This window comes from Photorhabdus namnaonensis, assembly GCF_001684335.1.
Classification (GTDB): Bacteria; Pseudomonadota; Gammaproteobacteria; order Enterobacterales; family Enterobacteriaceae; genus Photorhabdus; species Photorhabdus namnaonensis.
On sequence record NZ_LOIC01000095.1, the window covers coordinates 1 to 16,153 of the forward strand.

Annotated in this window: 16 protein-coding genes and 3 tRNA genes; 5 read left to right on the forward strand and 14 right to left on the reverse strand. The window is 43.3% G+C overall.

Features of this window, described 5'->3' with window-relative positions:
- The 8 genes from Phpb_RS21380 to Phpb_RS21415 form a co-directional block, all read right to left on the reverse strand.
- Positions 1 to 748, reverse strand: a 748-nt coding sequence (locus Phpb_RS21380) for an immunity 52 family protein (protein WP_065392131.1), incomplete at its 3' end; no start/stop codon positions are given.
- A gap of 323 nt (positions 749 to 1,071) precedes the next feature.
- On the reverse strand, positions 1,072 to 1,335 hold the full coding sequence (locus Phpb_RS21385; protein WP_065392132.1) for a PAAR domain-containing protein: 264 nt from the start codon (positions 1,333 to 1,335) through the stop codon (positions 1,072 to 1,074).
- Positions 1,336 to 1,337: 2 nt separating this feature from the next.
- Positions 1,338 to 2,066 carry an immunity 52 family protein gene (locus Phpb_RS21390; protein ID WP_065392133.1) on the reverse strand — a complete coding sequence of 243 codons (729 nt, stop codon included), beginning with the start codon at positions 2,064 to 2,066 and terminating at the stop codon, positions 1,338 to 1,340.
- A 35-nt stretch (positions 2,067 to 2,101) separates the two neighbouring features.
- On the reverse strand, positions 2,102 to 2,728 hold the full coding sequence (locus Phpb_RS21395; RefSeq protein WP_065392134.1) for a restriction endonuclease fold toxin 5 domain-containing protein: 627 nt from the start codon (positions 2,726 to 2,728) through the stop codon (positions 2,102 to 2,104).
- 1 nt (position 2,729) lies between these two features.
- Positions 2,730 to 3,074, reverse strand: a complete 345-nt coding sequence (locus tag Phpb_RS21400) for a hypothetical protein (protein WP_065392135.1) — start codon at positions 3,072 to 3,074, stop codon at positions 2,730 to 2,732.
- A gap of 2 nt (positions 3,075 to 3,076) precedes the next feature.
- Positions 3,077 to 3,568, reverse strand: a complete 492-nt coding sequence (locus tag Phpb_RS21405) for a DUF4123 domain-containing protein (protein WP_065392136.1) — start codon at positions 3,566 to 3,568, stop codon at positions 3,077 to 3,079.
- Positions 3,565 to 5,541 (reverse strand): type VI secretion system Vgr family protein, encoded by a 1,977-nt coding sequence (locus tag Phpb_RS21410; protein WP_065392137.1) that lies wholly within the window; start codon positions 5,539 to 5,541, stop codon positions 3,565 to 3,567. Before Phpb_RS21410 ends, Phpb_RS21405 begins: the two co-directional genes overlap by 4 nt.
- Before the next feature lie 17 nt (positions 5,542 to 5,558).
- Positions 5,559 to 7,292 carry a type VI secretion system baseplate subunit TssF gene (locus Phpb_RS21415; protein ID WP_240492650.1) on the reverse strand — a complete coding sequence of 578 codons (1,734 nt, stop codon included), beginning with the start codon at positions 7,290 to 7,292 and terminating at the stop codon, positions 5,559 to 5,561.
- 268 nt (positions 7,293 to 7,560) lie between these two features.
- Here Phpb_RS21415 and Phpb_RS21420 point away from each other — a divergent pair, with 268 nt between their 5' ends.
- The gene (locus Phpb_RS21420) at positions 7,561 to 7,824 is read left to right on the forward strand and encodes a PAAR domain-containing protein (protein ID WP_065392139.1); all 264 of its coding nucleotides are present in this window, start codon (positions 7,561 to 7,563) and stop codon (positions 7,822 to 7,824) included.
- A gap of 79 nt (positions 7,825 to 7,903) precedes the next feature.
- On the opposite strand, the gene mscM is transcribed toward Phpb_RS21420, so the two are convergent.
- From mscM to rsgA, 3 genes are all read right to left on the reverse strand, one after another.
- On the reverse strand, positions 7,904 to 11,239 hold the full coding sequence (gene mscM, locus Phpb_RS21425) for a miniconductance mechanosensitive channel MscM (RefSeq protein WP_065392140.1): 3,336 nt from the start codon (positions 11,237 to 11,239) through the stop codon (positions 7,904 to 7,906).
- 26 nt (positions 11,240 to 11,265) lie between these two features.
- On the reverse strand, positions 11,266 to 12,159 hold the full coding sequence (gene asd / locus Phpb_RS21430; RefSeq protein WP_065392141.1) for an archaetidylserine decarboxylase: 894 nt from the start codon (positions 12,157 to 12,159) through the stop codon (positions 11,266 to 11,268).
- A 73-nt stretch (positions 12,160 to 12,232) separates the two neighbouring features.
- The gene (gene rsgA, locus Phpb_RS21435; protein ID WP_065392142.1) at positions 12,233 to 13,288 is read right to left on the reverse strand and encodes a small ribosomal subunit biogenesis GTPase RsgA; all 1,056 of its coding nucleotides are present in this window, start codon (positions 13,286 to 13,288) and stop codon (positions 12,233 to 12,235) included.
- Positions 13,289 to 13,507: 219 nt separating this feature from the next.
- On the opposite strand from rsgA, the gene orn reads away from it, so the two are divergent.
- From orn to Phpb_RS21455, 4 genes are all read left to right on the forward strand, one after another.
- Positions 13,508 to 14,053, forward strand: coding sequence for an oligoribonuclease (gene orn, locus Phpb_RS21440; protein WP_065392143.1), 546 nt, complete (start codon positions 13,508 to 13,510; stop codon positions 14,051 to 14,053).
- Positions 14,054 to 14,258: 205 nt separating this feature from the next.
- Positions 14,259 to 14,334, forward strand: a tRNA-Gly gene (locus Phpb_RS21445).
- Positions 14,335 to 14,389: 55 nt separating this feature from the next.
- Positions 14,390 to 14,465 (forward strand) — tRNA-Gly (locus Phpb_RS21450).
- A gap of 65 nt (positions 14,466 to 14,530) precedes the next feature.
- Positions 14,531 to 14,606, forward strand: a tRNA-Gly gene (locus tag Phpb_RS21455).
- A gap of 11 nt (positions 14,607 to 14,617) precedes the next feature.
- Here Phpb_RS21455 and Phpb_RS21460 read toward each other — a convergent pair.
- From Phpb_RS21460 to Phpb_RS21470, 3 genes are all read right to left on the reverse strand, one after another.
- Positions 14,618 to 14,950, reverse strand: a complete 333-nt coding sequence (locus tag Phpb_RS21460; RefSeq protein WP_036810050.1) for a type II toxin-antitoxin system RelE/ParE family toxin — start codon at positions 14,948 to 14,950, stop codon at positions 14,618 to 14,620.
- Positions 14,950 to 15,225 (reverse strand): type II toxin-antitoxin system Phd/YefM family antitoxin, encoded by a 276-nt coding sequence (locus Phpb_RS21465; protein WP_065392144.1) that lies wholly within the window; start codon positions 15,223 to 15,225, stop codon positions 14,950 to 14,952. Before Phpb_RS21465 ends, Phpb_RS21460 begins: the two co-directional genes overlap by 1 nt.
- 243 nt (positions 15,226 to 15,468) lie before the next feature.
- Entirely contained in the window at positions 15,469 to 15,900 is a 432-nt protein-coding gene (locus Phpb_RS21470) for a hypothetical protein (protein WP_065392145.1), read from the reverse strand.
- Positions 15,901 to 16,153: the final 253 nt, after the last annotated feature.

The following is a 16,153-nucleotide window of genomic DNA, read 5'->3' on the forward strand; positions in this document are numbered from 1 at the left end:
CTGTCATCAATGGTAGTATTTGTAAATCCCGTAAACATATTTCAATATCATTGGCTTTATTGATATGCTCCTGGTTTTCAATATCAAATATATCTTTTGTCGTAATAATCAATGAACCTTTTTTGTCATTTTTATCAGAAATAGATATTATTTCTTCTGCCATTGGAACTAAAGTCGGATTTATTTCTATTGGTAAATAGAGCATCCAGCCAGCGCTTAGGCGGTCTGAGAAAACTTGTTTTTGATTTAATCTATAGCCTCTAGTATCTGTCATAATAAATGGAGAATATCTATGAGAAACCAAATGTTTAATAAAATCGATAAAGTTTTTAATGTTGAATTTTTCTTTTTCAAGTGCAAGATTAATAGATATATTAGTTTTCCCCAATCTATTAGGGTTGGAATGAGTATCATCCTGGCCAATATATGTAATATTATTTTCTAATTTACCACTCTCAGAATTATCAATTATAGGATTATCAAATAGTGACACTATAATAGATCTTCCGTCATCCTCATAAATTCCCCTGAACTCTTTTAAAGCATATTCAGTAATGCCATTTTCATTAAATACGTTATTTTCTCTAATTTCTTCTTCACTATATCCAGGTAGATGCCAACCACTTGAATTATTACTGAGGTTATTAATGTGATTCATTAACTGATACGTATCGGCCAATGCTAATTCCGGTGTGATGGTTTCTCTAAGATCATAAAATAATTTTATTCTTGGGTGTATAATGAGCATATTTCAATTCTCCTATAAATTATTCTGGTTGTTGAGACATCATAGTATTAAAAGTTTTAATATTGAGATATGGAGCAAAAATTTCTGTAAAATATGAATAAGATATAGGCTGTATAAAATACCAGTGAGAGAGACGCTGGCGCAAGAAGTGGTAATGGCATATCAATTTCTCCTTTTCAATAAATTATCCATGACCCACAAATAATCACGGTATTTTTCTCGGCTCTCCGTTCTACCGGATTAATGTATTAGCCCGGTAAAACGGAGAAGACAAGCGCAGCGCGTCAGTGTTGTCCTAATAGGCCAAAGTGATTGTTGTCTCATTAAGCGAGAAAATCTTTCTGGCTGGCAATCAGTTTTGCGCCACAGGCTGTTTGCATACCTTCCAATGCGACAGGTTTTCCCTGATGCTTTAAGTCATTGCTACCTTCCACAATAGGGAAAACCCCTTTGCATTTAGGACAGCTTACTAAATCACCTTTAGCGGCAACAGGCACGCCTTGATACACGTAATTATCAATGGCGGTAATGACTTTACCACCATGATCGGTTATGTCGTTTAATCGGATCACAGCTTTGTCTGTCATATTTATATCTCTGATATTAATGGTAATATTTGTAAATCCCGTAAACATATTTCAATATCATTGGCTTTATTGATATGTTTCTGGTTTTCAATATCAAAGATATCTTTTGTCGTGATAATCAATGAGCCTTTTTTGTCATTTTTATCAGAAATAGATATTATTTCTTCTGCCATTGGAACTAAAGTCGGATCTATTTCAATTGGTAAGTAGAGCATCCAACCGGCATAAACCCTATCTGGAAAGACTTGTTTTTGTTTTAGCGAATATCCTCTGGCATCCATCATGATTATTGGAGAGTAATGGTTGCTAACTAAAGAAGCTACGAAATCAATATACTTAGAATGATTGAATTTTTCTTTTTCGAAACTAAGATCAATGCCTACATCTGTTTTTCCTAGCCTATTATCATAATCTCGGCTTGAATACATGATTCTATTTTTTAACTTTACATCACCTGGAACATCAAATAATGTTTTTATGATAGATTTAAAATTCTCATCATAACTTTCTTTGAATTGATTTATGGCATATTCAGTAATACCATTTCCATCAAAAACGTTATTTGCTTTTATTTCGTCTAGATCATATCCTGGTAGATGCCATCTACTTGAGCTATTAGATACCTTATTTATTTGTTGCATGATGCAGTATGTGTCATCCAATGCTAATTCCGGTGTTATCTTCTCTTTTAAATCATAAAACATTTCTATTCTAGCGTGTATTATGTTCATTTTTTTAATCCTAATTTTAAAATAAATATCCACATTTAAGGTGTGTTAAATGTTTTAATGTTAATAAATTTAACAAAAGCCTTGGTAAAATATCCGTAAGATATTGGTTGCAGAAAATGCCAATGTGATTTAGGAATATTTTTTAATGAAGCGCATGCATTATTTTGTCTTTCTGCTTGCCACATCATGCTTTCAAGCCCGGTCTTATCTGTTGGTTTTTTCTTAAATTCAGCATAAAACCATTTGGGTAACCCGTCTTCAAAAAACTGATCATACAGAGCTTTGGCCTCAAGAAATAAACATTGCGCAGGTTTCCAACCATCGAAATTTGTATCCATGCATAACCAAGTTTCAATGATGTTTAATTCAGGATTGTATATCGTCCCGGCAATTTTTGTTTGGTAGGCAATAGTTATTTCTGAATACGATGTGGTTTTTTCCCAAACCATCGTAACGTTGCCAATTGCCGGACATTTCTCACATTCGGTACGAGACGAAGCAATTGTTTGTGTATCCGCTTTTGCTTTGTCTTGTTCGCCTTCTTTATCTTTGGTGCTTTCCATCACACCAACGGCGGCTAATCCCGCTGCACAAGCAGCCAGTGTCCATTCCGCAGCAGCTAAAAGAGCAGGAGCCGCTGGCGCAAGAAGTGGTAATGGCATATTAATTTCTCCTTTTCAATAAATTATCCATAACCCGCAAATAATCACGGTATTGTTGCTCCGGGCTATCTCCGGCGTTCAACATATTCTGGATTGCTGGCGAGCCGTGAAAATCATGGTTAAATGCAACGAAATGTAAATAAGAGCGGATCAATGCTTCATCCCTGAACTCCATCTCAACCAAATCCAGATAAGCCTTCTTTAATCGTTCGTGCAGGCTGTGTTCGCTTTCATTTTCGACTAATTCACTGTGCTCAGCCAGAATACGTTGTCGGATCTGGGTCACATAAGCCTCATCTTCCGCATCAATAAATTTAGCGACCTGTTCCTTGCTGAGTTTTATCATTGCTAGGCTCCTTTTACGAAATGATCATTACTATCAAATAGATAAACCCACTCATGAATACCGTCAGTGAATGCCGACAATTGCTCTGGGCTGAAAATATCCCGGATTTGATGCAAAATGCGGGGATCGTGAAAACGCAGTAATGCCGTTTCCCCCGTTTCCAGCTCAACATTCAGGTAGTTTTCAAGGTGACGAGTCAGTTTGTCTAAAGACAGCGTGGTGTGTAGCCAGGATACCGAAGGTGCAACCTTTTCCAGCGTAGATAACTTTTCTTCCCATGATTTCGCATAAGCCATATCAAACAACCACGGCCCCGCGAATGCAATTTTGGCATCCGGGTATTGCCGGAACAGGGGATTATTCATGCCGGCGATATACTTAATCTCCTCAGCAAAATGACGTTCATACTGTAGGCCGCTGACTAAGGCATACCATTTCATTTCGGGATGTCTTTCTCTGTATTCACTCCATTTTTTCTGTAATTCCGGTGTCATGACTGCCCCCTGATAACCATTGCCGTGCCATTCTGTTCTGCTTTTAGCAGACAGGTCAGACAGATTTCTTTCAACGGTGCCGTCAGGGCTTTTTCTGCCTGCACGACACTGGTTTGTTTCAGTTTATCCAGCATATCCGGTAGCTTGCCACCCCAGCCTGAGCCGCTGCCGGGTGATCCACTGCCGAAGTTAATGCCCGCACTGCTGGTAATACCGCCTGCATCGATTTTAAGGAAGTGCCCGGCGGCCTGTAGGGTCAGTTCACTGCCGGCATCAATCACGACTTTAGCGCCGGAACTTAGGTGAATTTCATTGCCGCTTTGAGTTAACAGGGCGTCATCTGCTTTGATATGGAGTTTTTGCCCCGTAGATAGGGAAATGTCATTTCCCGTCTGTATGCGGTACTCATTATCAATGCGTAAATGGGCATCATGTTTAATATGATGTGTCCGGTTATGCCCAATATTGTGGGTTTCATCATTCAGAATCAGCGTATTCATATCCCGTTGAGCATGAATAAACACTTCTTCACTGCCGTTTTCATCCTCAAAACGTAATTCGTTAAAGCCGTTACCTTTATGTGTTTTGGTTCTGAACGTGGTGCGCGTCTTTTCCGCGGGTAAATTCAGCGGCGGGCGGTTAAGACCGTTGTAAGTGCATCCGGTAATAATAGGCCGGTCAATATCGCCGTTGAGATAGGAGATAATCACTTCCTGACCGACTCGCGGTGTTGCCAGAAAACCAAATCCGTTGCCATTCCAGCCTTGTGCAACCCGCACCCAGCAAGAAGCCTGGTCGTCAGGCGCATCATAACGGTTCCAGTGAAAGTGAACGCGAACCGCGCCATCTTTATTGACGTAAATTTCTTCAGTCCCGGGTCCGACAACGGTTGCAACTTCGTCGCCATCGGCCAGGGGTTTATAGCGGTATGGCGGACGCCAATTGTTGCGACCCGGAATGAACCGGGTTTGTGAATTCAGGGTAGTACCGGTTCCGCCATCGCCCAGAACGGCGGGGACATGCCCGATGTGTTGGGAAGAGATGACTTGCCAGCGATCATTCATGGCGTCAATCGGGTGGTGGGTTAGTGTAAAAATTCTGCCGGGCATTAACCGAATACAATTGCTGTCTGCTTGCCCTGATTTGCTGTCAACACGCAGGGCTTCCAGCCGGTACTGGGTAAACGGAATGCCCTCTTTGTCTTTCTGAAAACGGCCGTAACTTTCAAAAATATGAAATGGCGTGCCGTTCTCCGCTTCAAAATCCGTGGCGTTATGCTGTAAAGCGTAATTGGGGTTGTGATAATTTCTGTCTTTTTGGTCGGTAGATTCCGGGCGCATGTAGGAGCCAAGAGACCATTTATAGATAACATTTTCTTCTACTGCGTTGGCAATGTCCGGGTTATAAATCAGCGTATCCGGCGCTCTCATGTTCAGGTAGCTATCACTCAGATAAAGTCCGTCATCGGCGAACCAGAAGAAAATCCCCTCCTCAGCCGCCAGGCGGGTAAAGAAATCGTAGGATGATTCCCTTTTCATGGTGACGTATTCCCGTGTTGAGTGTGGGTTATTCAAATGCATATTGGCTCGGAGTTTCTTCTGTTTCAGTATGCTTTGTAAAATATCGGGGACACTGAGCTGGTGATAGATACGGCTGTCCTGATCGAGTGTCAGCAGCCACATTTCTGGTCTGACTGTCAGGTGATACTGGGTTTGATGCCGGTTTGTGGTGCCCACTACCGCGCTTGCAACCAGTCCTTTTACTTCACGTTGCAGAATATCGTCACGGGTGACAGTGAACCGCCCGGTTTGGAGCAGCAGGGTGTCCGTGTCTATATTGGAACGGTTTGCCGCTAATGTGAGAGACAGGGTAAATAACGATGAAAGCGCTTCATCTAAGGTAAAATTCACTACCGCAAAAGTCATGGGCGGCAGATTGCCGATGGTGCAGGAAAAGCGGAGTCCAGTTTTCATAATTTTTCCTCGTGACGTTACATGATCTTCTGATGCCCAGGCATATTGTAAAATTCCCAGTATTCATTGGTGTCGTTATTGATAACGGTTAATCTGTGAAAGCTGGTTTCAACAAAACAGAGGGAGAAAGCGGTGTGTAGTGTTTTGGCAAAAGCATACATTTCTCCTTCATGCTCATAATTTTCTGGTGTCATGCGCAGTGTGATGGCTTGGCCTCTCACAGGAATGCCCTTGTCAAAATGGTAGTATGGCTCAAGGTAGATAGCGCTGAGACCATCGGCCATGCGCTGAATATGCCGGCTACGCGGGGCGTCCAGATGCGCGAAGGTATCAAGTTGTTTGACCAGAGATCTGACTGATTCAATGTGACTGAGAAAAAATGGCCCAATCGACAACAAAGATAGTATCGGCCAGTGCTGATGACTGTTTACGACGGCAGGAAGATCTTTTGACGCCGACACGATATTCCTGGCCTGAATATGGCTGGGTATCTGCTCGCTGGGTATACAGATTTGCCCGATGCCCAATGTCCGTGCTTGCGTATGATATCTGTGATATTGGCAGTAAAATTCGCGATAGTGGTGTTTTGTTACGGGTTTTGCCTGATGATCATAAAACGTGAGATTAATTTGATTGCCGCCAAATGGCGATTCTTCCCGTATATGGTTAAAAAGTAATATGTTGTCACCGGGTTCGGCAAAATGGCAGGCGGCCAGTTGCTCGCTATTGATAAGAGGAACGCTGTGAGCAGATCCTTCAGATGTTCCATCAGGATCGGATTGGAGTTTAATGTTATCAATACTAAAGATTTCATTCGCTGCTAATACATAACGCGATTTGCCCTTTTCAAATGTTATCGGTTTTGTTCTTGCCGGAGCCAGGTTAATAACGGGTACGCAATGGGGAATAAATGCGGGTGTAATGTCCTCGATGGGAATATTACAGTCAAATTCTAAGATAATGGTAAATTGCTTATCCTCTCCCAAAGGGAGTTCAGCGATTTCTTCCGATAAATCAAATGACATAAAGTCATTAACATGTGGCAGATAGAGGTATTCGTATAGTACCTGCAACGGCCAGAAATAATCATGGGGTCTCGGTAGGACCAAATTTTCTTTCAGGCGTGGAGCAATCTCAAGAGATAGCCACATTTCCTGCTCTTTCAGGGATGTTTTCAGATAAGTGTTGTTCAGCGATTGATCTACGTATTTGGTCAGTAAAGACGCCAGTTTTTGATCTTCTCCGAGAAAAAGTGTGATTTGCCCTGTCTTCCAGTGGGTAGTTGGGCCATGATATTGAAAGGTCAGTGATATCAGGCTCTTGTCTCCGCTGTGCGTCAGCGTTTTATGGACCAAAGTGATGGGCTCAATATTGATATCTTGAGTGGTTCTGAACGTAATGGATTGGTTCTGCTGTATGGCGGAAATTTCACTGCCTTTGGCAATGTTTGTGGTTTCAGTCATGCTGCCCGGTTGAATATCTAACTGGATAATGCTGGTTGAAGGGATCGGATGTAAAGGTATCGGCCATACTTTTCGTAGAAGCGGGTTGACGACTTCCGGGAAACCATCATCAATTTTTTGTTGAAGACCGGCAGTGATAAGCGCAAAACCTTCCAGTACGCGGAGAATATCTGGGTCGCCGGATTCGGAGGTAAATGGATCAAGGTGTGGATGCTCTTGCGCCGCGTTGCTCAGATCATGCTTTATTTGTGAAAGTGCTTCCCTATAGAAATCTTCAAAATTTTTCATATCTACCTTTGTGTTCTTTGTAATCAAATATTAATGTAAATTTATATTTTGATCTTATGGATATCAAGGTTGATAGTTTAATTATGTGTAAATTTTTGTTTCAAACAGTTAATGAGGTAAATTTTATAGGTGTTCCATTAACATGATTATGTAATTTATTTCAATGCGTTTTATTTACATAAGATTTATTTAATCAAGTTATGGTGCCATGATAGTCAGATGTCGGAAGCTGAAATGAATATTTAATCATGAGTTAATGGAGGGAAAGATGTCACGTTCTATTATTTTGGTCGGTGATTCGACTTCGCATGGCGGTAAGGTGTTAGCCGGTGATGAAGGCTTTGATGTGTTAGGGAAGAAAGCGGCTCGGGTTGGGGATGCGGTATCCTGTCCAAAATGTGGCGGCAATCAAACCATTGTGGAAGGGACGCCTAAAATAGTCAGCGCTAATGGGCAAATGTACTCGTTGGCGGGAATGAAAACCTCTTGTGGCGCGACATTAATTGCTTCGCAAAGCCTATTTCAAGCCTAGGATGGCGGTAAAAAAGGCCATATTCTGCCTGAAATAGGGTGAGTTGATTCAAGTATGGGCGCTCAGTGCTTCATTGTTTTTACAAACTACCCGGTTGACGAGGTGGATTACGGCCTGACATATTGGTCGTCGCACTGCGAATATCCCGACCAATGACATCAATACTCGCCTGAAATGGTGGGAATGGCAGAGTAATGCCGTGTTCGCGGAATCCTTGCAAAATAAGCTGGTGGACTTCATGGCGGACAGGCATTCGATGCCCCATTTCAGCGGCATAAATACGTAATTCAAATATCTGAATACCATGTTGAAGATCAACCAGATAGGCTTCAGGCGCCGGGTTCTCAAGGATCAAAGTGCTGCGTTTAGCCGCGGTTAATAGGATTTGGGTGACTTCTTCACAGCTAGCTTCTGTCGGTGCAGGAATTGTCAGCACGACACGGGTGATGGTGTCAGATAATGACCAGTTAATAAACTGCTCGGTGATAAAGGCTTTGTTAGGAACGATGATCTCTTTTCTATCCCAGTCCGAAAGGGTTGTTGCCCGTGTATTGATCTTGGTGATGCTGCCAGTCAGGTTGCGGATAGTCACGGTATCACCGATACGAATGGGTTTTTCAAACAATATCATCAGGCCAGAAACGATGTTGGCGAAGATTTCCTGTAAGCCAAAACCTAGTCCAACCCCTAACGCAGCGACAAGCCATTGTAATTTTGACCATTCAAGACCAATCAGGGAGAAACCGACTAAACCACCAATCAAAGTAATGGTGTATTTGGTGAGTGTGGTAATGGCGAAGCCGGTACCGGGTGTGAGTTCTAAATGCTGTAGTAAGGCCAACTCAAGCAATGCGGGCAGGTTACGCACCAGTTGAGTGGTGATAATAATCACCAAGATAGCAATCAAGACAGAACCTACGGTGATGGGTTGAACAGTTTCTACATTGTTTATTGTCGTGGTGACATCCCACAGTCGGATATTTTCTAGAAATGAGAAAGCGGAATGAAGTTCTGACCAGAGCCAAATGAGTGAAACCAAGGCAAGTAGAGTTAGGATTGAACGGACTAATCCCAATGACTGAGCGCTGATTGCATCCAGATCAATAATAGGTTCCTCAACTTCAATGGCGCCTTCGATACTGCTTGAACCCGTTGAGTCGTCCTCGCTTTTGGCTCGTTGAGCCAGAATTTCCGCCCGTCGCTGTTTTGCCCGGTCAAAGGCGATACGGCGTCGCTGAATCAGCATCCAACGACGGATAATGTGATAAATAACCAGTAAAAAGAACCAGATAGCAACGGAAGTTTCTAAACGGCCAAGCAATGCTTGTGATGTGCTGAAATATCCCAGTATGGAAGCTAGCGCCGCGACTATCGGCGCAGAGAGTAAAATCCACCAGAGAGCGGTATTGATAACATTTTCGCCGGAGCCATGTTTATCCAAATAGAGCGGGACTCTTGCCCGTTTCAGGCTGTTGGTGATCAGGCTTAAGGAGATACACAGGATTAGGAAACAAAGCCTGCCAAGTGTGGAAGCAAATTCTCGATCACTATAATGTTCAAAAGTTATCAATGCCATGACCAATGGCACAATGGCAAAGATAGATAGCTGGTAGAATCGTAAAGCCCGTTTAACGCGTTCTTCCGGCCAACGGAAATGGGCAATGAATAATCCATTTGGATGGGCGAAAGTGGCACTCAGCATGAAGATCCATAGAACGGGAGTCGTAGCGCTGACGCCATAACCGATAGCTGTCGCCATAGGATACTGCCAGGCGCTTTGCAGCCCATAACCAATGGCGGACCAGAGCATCGGTAAAGGTAACGCGACAACAACCGACCAGAATACGGTACGCAAAGTGAGAGAAAAGTGATCATGAGTGACTTTGCCGATACGGTTACTCGCGCGTTCAAGGAATGCGTGGTAATGGCGAAGGGAACCGATGCTGAATATAACTAGGGATAGCGCGCCAAATAAGTATAGCAACGTATCTTGAGTGGTCAGCATGACTATCAGGGCGCCGCTTAACTGAGAAAAAGTGTCCAGCGATAGTAGACGGGTTAGATCCTGCACAACATTGATTGGGTAATTAAGCGAAACAGGATTAACATCCGCGACCCAGAATAGATAACGGTGTGTGGCTTCTTTAACTTCTGTTAGCGCATCATTTAGCTGACTGGTAGCGACTTTCAGTTTGGTCAATTCAAGGATTTCACTGTCATAGCCAGATAATAGTGAATTGAGTAATTCTTTGCGGGTGCGGATAAGAGAATCATAAATCCTCTCTTGTTCCGCAGTTAACGCAACGTTGCTTTTCTGTACGGGTTTGGTCTCTTTTTGTAACTGCTCCAGCATGTCTTCGTATTTCAGGCGATCAACCCTGAATTTGACAATATTCCGATCAAGTTGCTGTGGCTTAGACATGTCAGGCAAACGGGCAAGTTGAGTTTGGAGCGCTTCTCCGAGCGTTGTAGAGCCGCCTAGCCATTGTGCTTGTTCACGAATGGTATTCAATGCTTGCCGGACTTGAATAATATCACTGGCGGCTTGTCGCTGCTTTGAGCCGATGATATTCATTCGTTGTGCTTGTTGATTTAATTCCTGAGATAAATTCCGGTTCAGTTGTAATTCATCAAGCAGAAATTTTGGTAGCTGATCACTTTGTTCCGCCAGCATTTCGGTATGTTCTAAGGCTAATTCCGCTTTTTGCTGACGCTGTGCGTTAAGTTGGCTGCGGAGTTGTTGCAGCTCAAGATCAAATCGATGATAGCGTTTTTTGAACAGTTCAACCCGCATACGGGAAATTTCTTGCCGATTGTTAGCGGAAAGTTGAGCTATTTCAAGTTCATTGACTGTTGCTTTGTGGGCGTTGACTTCGGCTTGAGCTAAGGCAAATTGAGCTTCTGCTAATGGCGTGGAGGGTGTTCCTAATGATTGCAGGCGAGAGGATGCGTCAGTTAGCAGGCGTCGCGCTTCTGATTGTTGTTGCGGTAACAGTACGAGAGAGTCGCTGATTTCCCGTCCTTTGTCCTGCTCTTGCTGTAATTGTCCCCCTTGTTCTAGCAACCGGCTGCTGACCTGAATGATCTGTTGCTCAACGCTTGCAATGGGTTGGTTAGCGGGAATTGGACGAGGAGTATCACTTTCAGAGAGTAATTTTTGACGAAGTTCTTTCGTGATTTTAGGAAAATCATCAATGGCGGTCTGATATTTCTGCGTTCTGTCATTAGCTGATTTAGTATCAGCAATCCAATTGAGAGCGCCTTGTAACGCCTGAGCAACTTCTGCATCCTGCGGGTTTTTGCTGGATTCGATTTGTTTCAGTTCTTGTTTGAGCTGGTTTTCATCAAGTGGAATCACAGCAAGAACCGGATTAATAATGAGCAAGCTAAGCAATAAGCTGATAATCAGGCGCACGATAAAGGGCTCTCCTTGGAAAGGGATTAGCTTATGTTGTCAGTAGGTTCTTCGGGCAAAATAGTTTGGGCTAACAGTTCACCCATGCAGGTTGTGGAGCCGCTGCTCAAATGCCCGGCAAGCTGTACCTGATTTGATGCAAACAGGTTAATGACGGTAGAGCCCAATTTGAAACGCCCCATTTCTTCCCCTTTCTTGAAAGAAATCGCGCCAGTTGCACCAGCTTCGGGGTAAGTCCAGCGTTTGATAATGCCTTCCCGTGGTGGTGTAACCGTACCACACCAAGCCATTTCAATACTGCCGACGATAGTTGCACCAACCAGAATCTGTATCATAGGCCCAAATTGAGTATCAAACAGACAGATGACTCTTTCATTACGAGCGAACAGATTTGGTACGTTGGCGGCAGTCAATGGATTGACAGAGAATAAATCGCCAGGGACATAGATCATCTCTTTCAGTAATCCATCGCAAGGCATATGTACACGGTGATAATCTTTAGGTGATAAGTAAGTGGTTACAAACTGCCCATCACGAAATATCTCTGCCAACTGATGATTACCGGCGAGTAGAGCTTCAAGCGTGTAGTGGTGTCCTTTAGCTTGAAGGAGCTGGTATGTACGGATATTGCCTAACTGGCTGATAGTACCGTCAGCAGGTAGAGCTAATTGGTGTTCATTGCTGACAACCGGGCGAATATCATCTTTTAATGGGCGGATAAAGAACTCATTGAATGTCGTATATGCTGAAAACTCAGGCGCTTTCGCTTCATTCATATCCACTTTATAAACACGAGCAAACGCCTTGATTGCTAGTTGAGTCAACCAGCCAGCTTTTTTGTTAGCAAACCAGCCTGCCAGGTGAGTTATTCCCTGTTTAGGCAGTAGATAATGTAACCTGATTTTAATGTTATCCAGCACGTCAACCTCTTGGATTCTATTGGCGAAATTAGACAAAAGGGGGTATTGTACCCGCCCTTTCATTTAATGTCAGTTAGCTATCGTTATCTGTAAAAGTTTTGCGTGGTTTAATTTGATCCATACTGTCGAGAATACGGTGATAATTCTCAAAGCGTTCTTGAGTTATTTCATTATCTTCTACTGCTTTCCGTAACGCACACTCTGGATCGTCCCGATGTTTGCAATCACGGAATTTACAACCGCCGAGATAATCACGGAATTCGATAAAACCCTGAGTTATCTGCTCCGGTGTTAAATGCCACAGGCCGAACTCCCGAACGCCGGGAGAATCAATAACATCACCGCCATGTGGAAAATGGTAAAGACGGGATGCTGTTGTGGTGTGCTGACCTAAACCGGAAACATCTGAAACCTGATTGACCAGAATCTCTTCTTCATCTTCTGGCAGGAGCGTGTTGAGTAAACTTGATTTACCTACGCCAGACTGACCGGCAAAAATGCTGATTCGACCTGCAAGCATCTTCGTTAATTCTTCCATACCTTCGCCAGTATGGCTTGAGAGTTTCAATACCCTGTAACCAATGTTGTGGTATGTGGACATGATTTCGTTGACCCATTCACGGCTTTCTTCGTCCAACAGATCAATTTTATTCAATACAATCAATGGCTCAATGCCCAGTGTTTCACAGGCGACAAGGTAGCGATCGATAATATTGAGTGACAGTTCAGGAAGAATGGCTGATACAATCACTATTTGGTCAATATTGGCGGCGATAGGTTTAATGCCATCATAATAGTCAGGCCGCGTAAGTACGGAAGTCCGTTCGTGAACGGCTTCAACAATACCATTTACTTTAACATCTGCTTGTGTTTGCAGCGAAGGGCGCCATACCACCTGATCGCCAGTGACCAATGAGCGGATAGTTCTGCGAATATTACAACGTTGTATAGAACCGTCTGCTGCCTCGACATCAGCATGTTGGCCAAAACGGCTGATAACCAGCCCTTCTTGAGGTTCACCTAACTGACTATCATCCATTTCAGGTTTATTATCCTGTTTTTTCAACCTGCGTTGATGATTTGCCTGTACCCGCCGTTGCTGGCCTTTGGATAGTTTATGTTTAGCCACCGAACCTCACTTGTTCCACATTTATACCCGTCATCTTTCAAGTTGCCTCTTTGTTGGCTGCACTCACTCACCCCGGTCACATAGTTACCTATGCTCCCGGGGATTCGCTCCCTTGCCGTCGCGATGCATCTTGAAATCCATAGGGTATATCGCTGTTATTGCTTAAAAGCGCTATGATACACCATTAATAAGAACTATCTCTCCAATCTAGGATATAACATGTCAAAAAGTGAGCACAATCTTATCTGGATAGATCTGGAAATGACGGGTTTAGATCCAGAGAGGGATCGCATTATTGAAATTGCGACAATTGTCACCGATGCAAATTTGAATATCCTGGCGGAAGGGCCAGTTATAGCGGTTTATCAGTCTGATGAACAACTTGCTCTGATGGATAAATGGAATGTGCGCACCCATACGGGCAGTGGGCTGGTTGAACGTGTTAAAGCAAGTAAAATTGACGATCGTGAGGCAGAGAAGGCGACGATTGAATTTTTGGAAAAATGGGTTCCGGCAGGTGCTTCCCCCATTTGTGGTAATAGTGTTAGTCAGGATCGGCGTTTCTTGTTCCGCTATATGCCAGAATTGGAGGCTTATTTTCATTACCGCTACTTGGATGTCAGCACACTTAAAGAATTAGCCCGTCGCTGGAAGCCGGAAATCCTTGCTGGGTTTAAGAAGCAGAATACTCATCAGGCGCTGGATGATATCCGTGAATCAGTTGCTGAGTTAGCCTACTATCGGGAACATTTTATTCAACTGTGAGTCAGAAAGTTTTATTTTCTGTTGGTATGATAATGCAAGTTCGGTGTGATGATTAATTAACCGGCGTTGGCGTTTAAATCGTCATTTGACCGGAAAGTTTGTTTTTTTACGTTGAAAGGCTTGCGGGCGCAACGATTTTTCGTATAATGCGCTCCCCATACCGATGAAGAATTTCATAAGGTATGGATGGCGTACTAAAAGATATGCGGGAATAGCTCAGTTGGTAGAGCACGACCTTGCCAAGGTCGGGGTCGCGAGTTCGAGTCTCGTTTCCCGCTCCAAATTTTGATTTGGAGTTAGTATGTTGTTTCTGGTTATTATTAGCCAGTCAGTGACGCGGGAATAGCTCAGTTGGTAGAGCACAACCTTGCCAAGGTTGGGGTCGCGAGTTCGAGTCTCGTTTCCCGCTCCAAGTTTAGATTCACAATTGATTTCTTGGGATTGATGTATTATTTCAGGTGATCACCAGTCAGTAATGCGGGAATAGCTCAGTTGGTAGAGCACGACCTTGCCAAGGTCGGGGTCGCGAGTTCGAGTCTCGTTTCCCGCTCCAAGTCTTCCTTATCATGCAGATACACTTAATAACCGGTGCGTAAGCAGGGTTTGCATATCCCGCCGACCATCGGCAATCACAAAAATTACCACCTGTTTACCTGTGATCTGGTAAATAACCCGGTAAGGTTTAAAAAATGTTTGGCGGAAGTCGCGTATCCCTAACTCCTGCAACTCCTTGGGATAATTGCCTTTTTCAGGAAAGTTAGCCAGACTGTCTGCTGTTTTCAGCAATTGATCCAATACATAATCAGCTTTCTCTGAACTGTCATTTTCGACAATGTAATCGTAAATGTCCTCTAAATCTGCTTCGGCATTTTTAGTCAGCATGACATGATATGGCATCAGGTGGACTTCCCTTTATTTTTTAAGCGTTGAACCACATCCTTTATTGGTGTGACTTCACCTGCTTTAACTTGTTGTTGTCCTAAAGCTAAAATCTTTAACAACGCTATAGTTTCCTGAGTCTGCTCATAAGAGGCAATATCTTGAATCACCGCTTTTGCCTCGCCATTTTGTGTAATAATCATCGGTGAACGGGACTCAGCGAGTGTCGTCATCACCGTGGCTGCATTGGCTTTTAGGTAGCTAATGGGTTTGATCTGTTCTGAATAACGCATAGAATTCCTCACATTAAAAAGGACTAAATAGAGACTATAAAAAGTCAATTGCTTGATTATAAAATCACCTTTCCAATTAAGCAAATGCTGATTTTAGCTGTGTTTGATGAACGTCAATCGTCACTAGCCACTAAAGCATTTATCGTATTGGCGACTAAAAAGTTTCGCGTGGTGGGTTCGGCTATCTCCTTGGCTTTCAGGGAGCTCTTTGACCTGAAGCCATGAGGCTTCAGGTCCGGTTGCTTAATACTGATAATCAACTTTGATCATATTGTAATGGGACGGGTAAACGGGGTAAGTACCTCCGTTGAGAATCCCACTAATTCTAAAGGAACCTTTGGCGTCATGGCCGCTAAAGGCATTTGTGGTGCTATTTAGGGCGTCGGAGACATCCAGGCATTGCGATGGGGTGGATGAATATCGAGGGGTGTAACAAACGTTGAAAGTCTGAGTTGTCGCACCATTGCTATATAAACCGATATTCCAGGATACTGTCGTAATAGTTGCCCTTGTCGGTACTGAAGAGGGTGTGGTAAAGAAATTTGAGTTGGTGTAGCCGGCAGCATAAACATTTGGGGCACGGTTCGTTTGTGACCAAGTGCTGGTAGCGGCAAAGGCGATTTGAGCTGTGGTTAATGCTAGAAAACCTACTGCAATTTTGGTAAATCTTTTCATTCTTTAATCCTCATTGCTAGTGAGTTATCTTACTGTTATTTGCATGCAATCGCAGGGCGATATTCAATATGATTGGCGCCCATGAAAATTGTTTGCTTATTGATTCCTCATGATTGTTCAGATCCTCCTTGATCAAGTAAAAAGAATCTCACCGTAATAACAGTGGATCAAGCGAAGGCTTTAGCTGAATGTCTGAATCTGTGCGTTGGTTTGACCAATATTGTGTGATGTTTATGTCTAAAGGGGTAAAGAA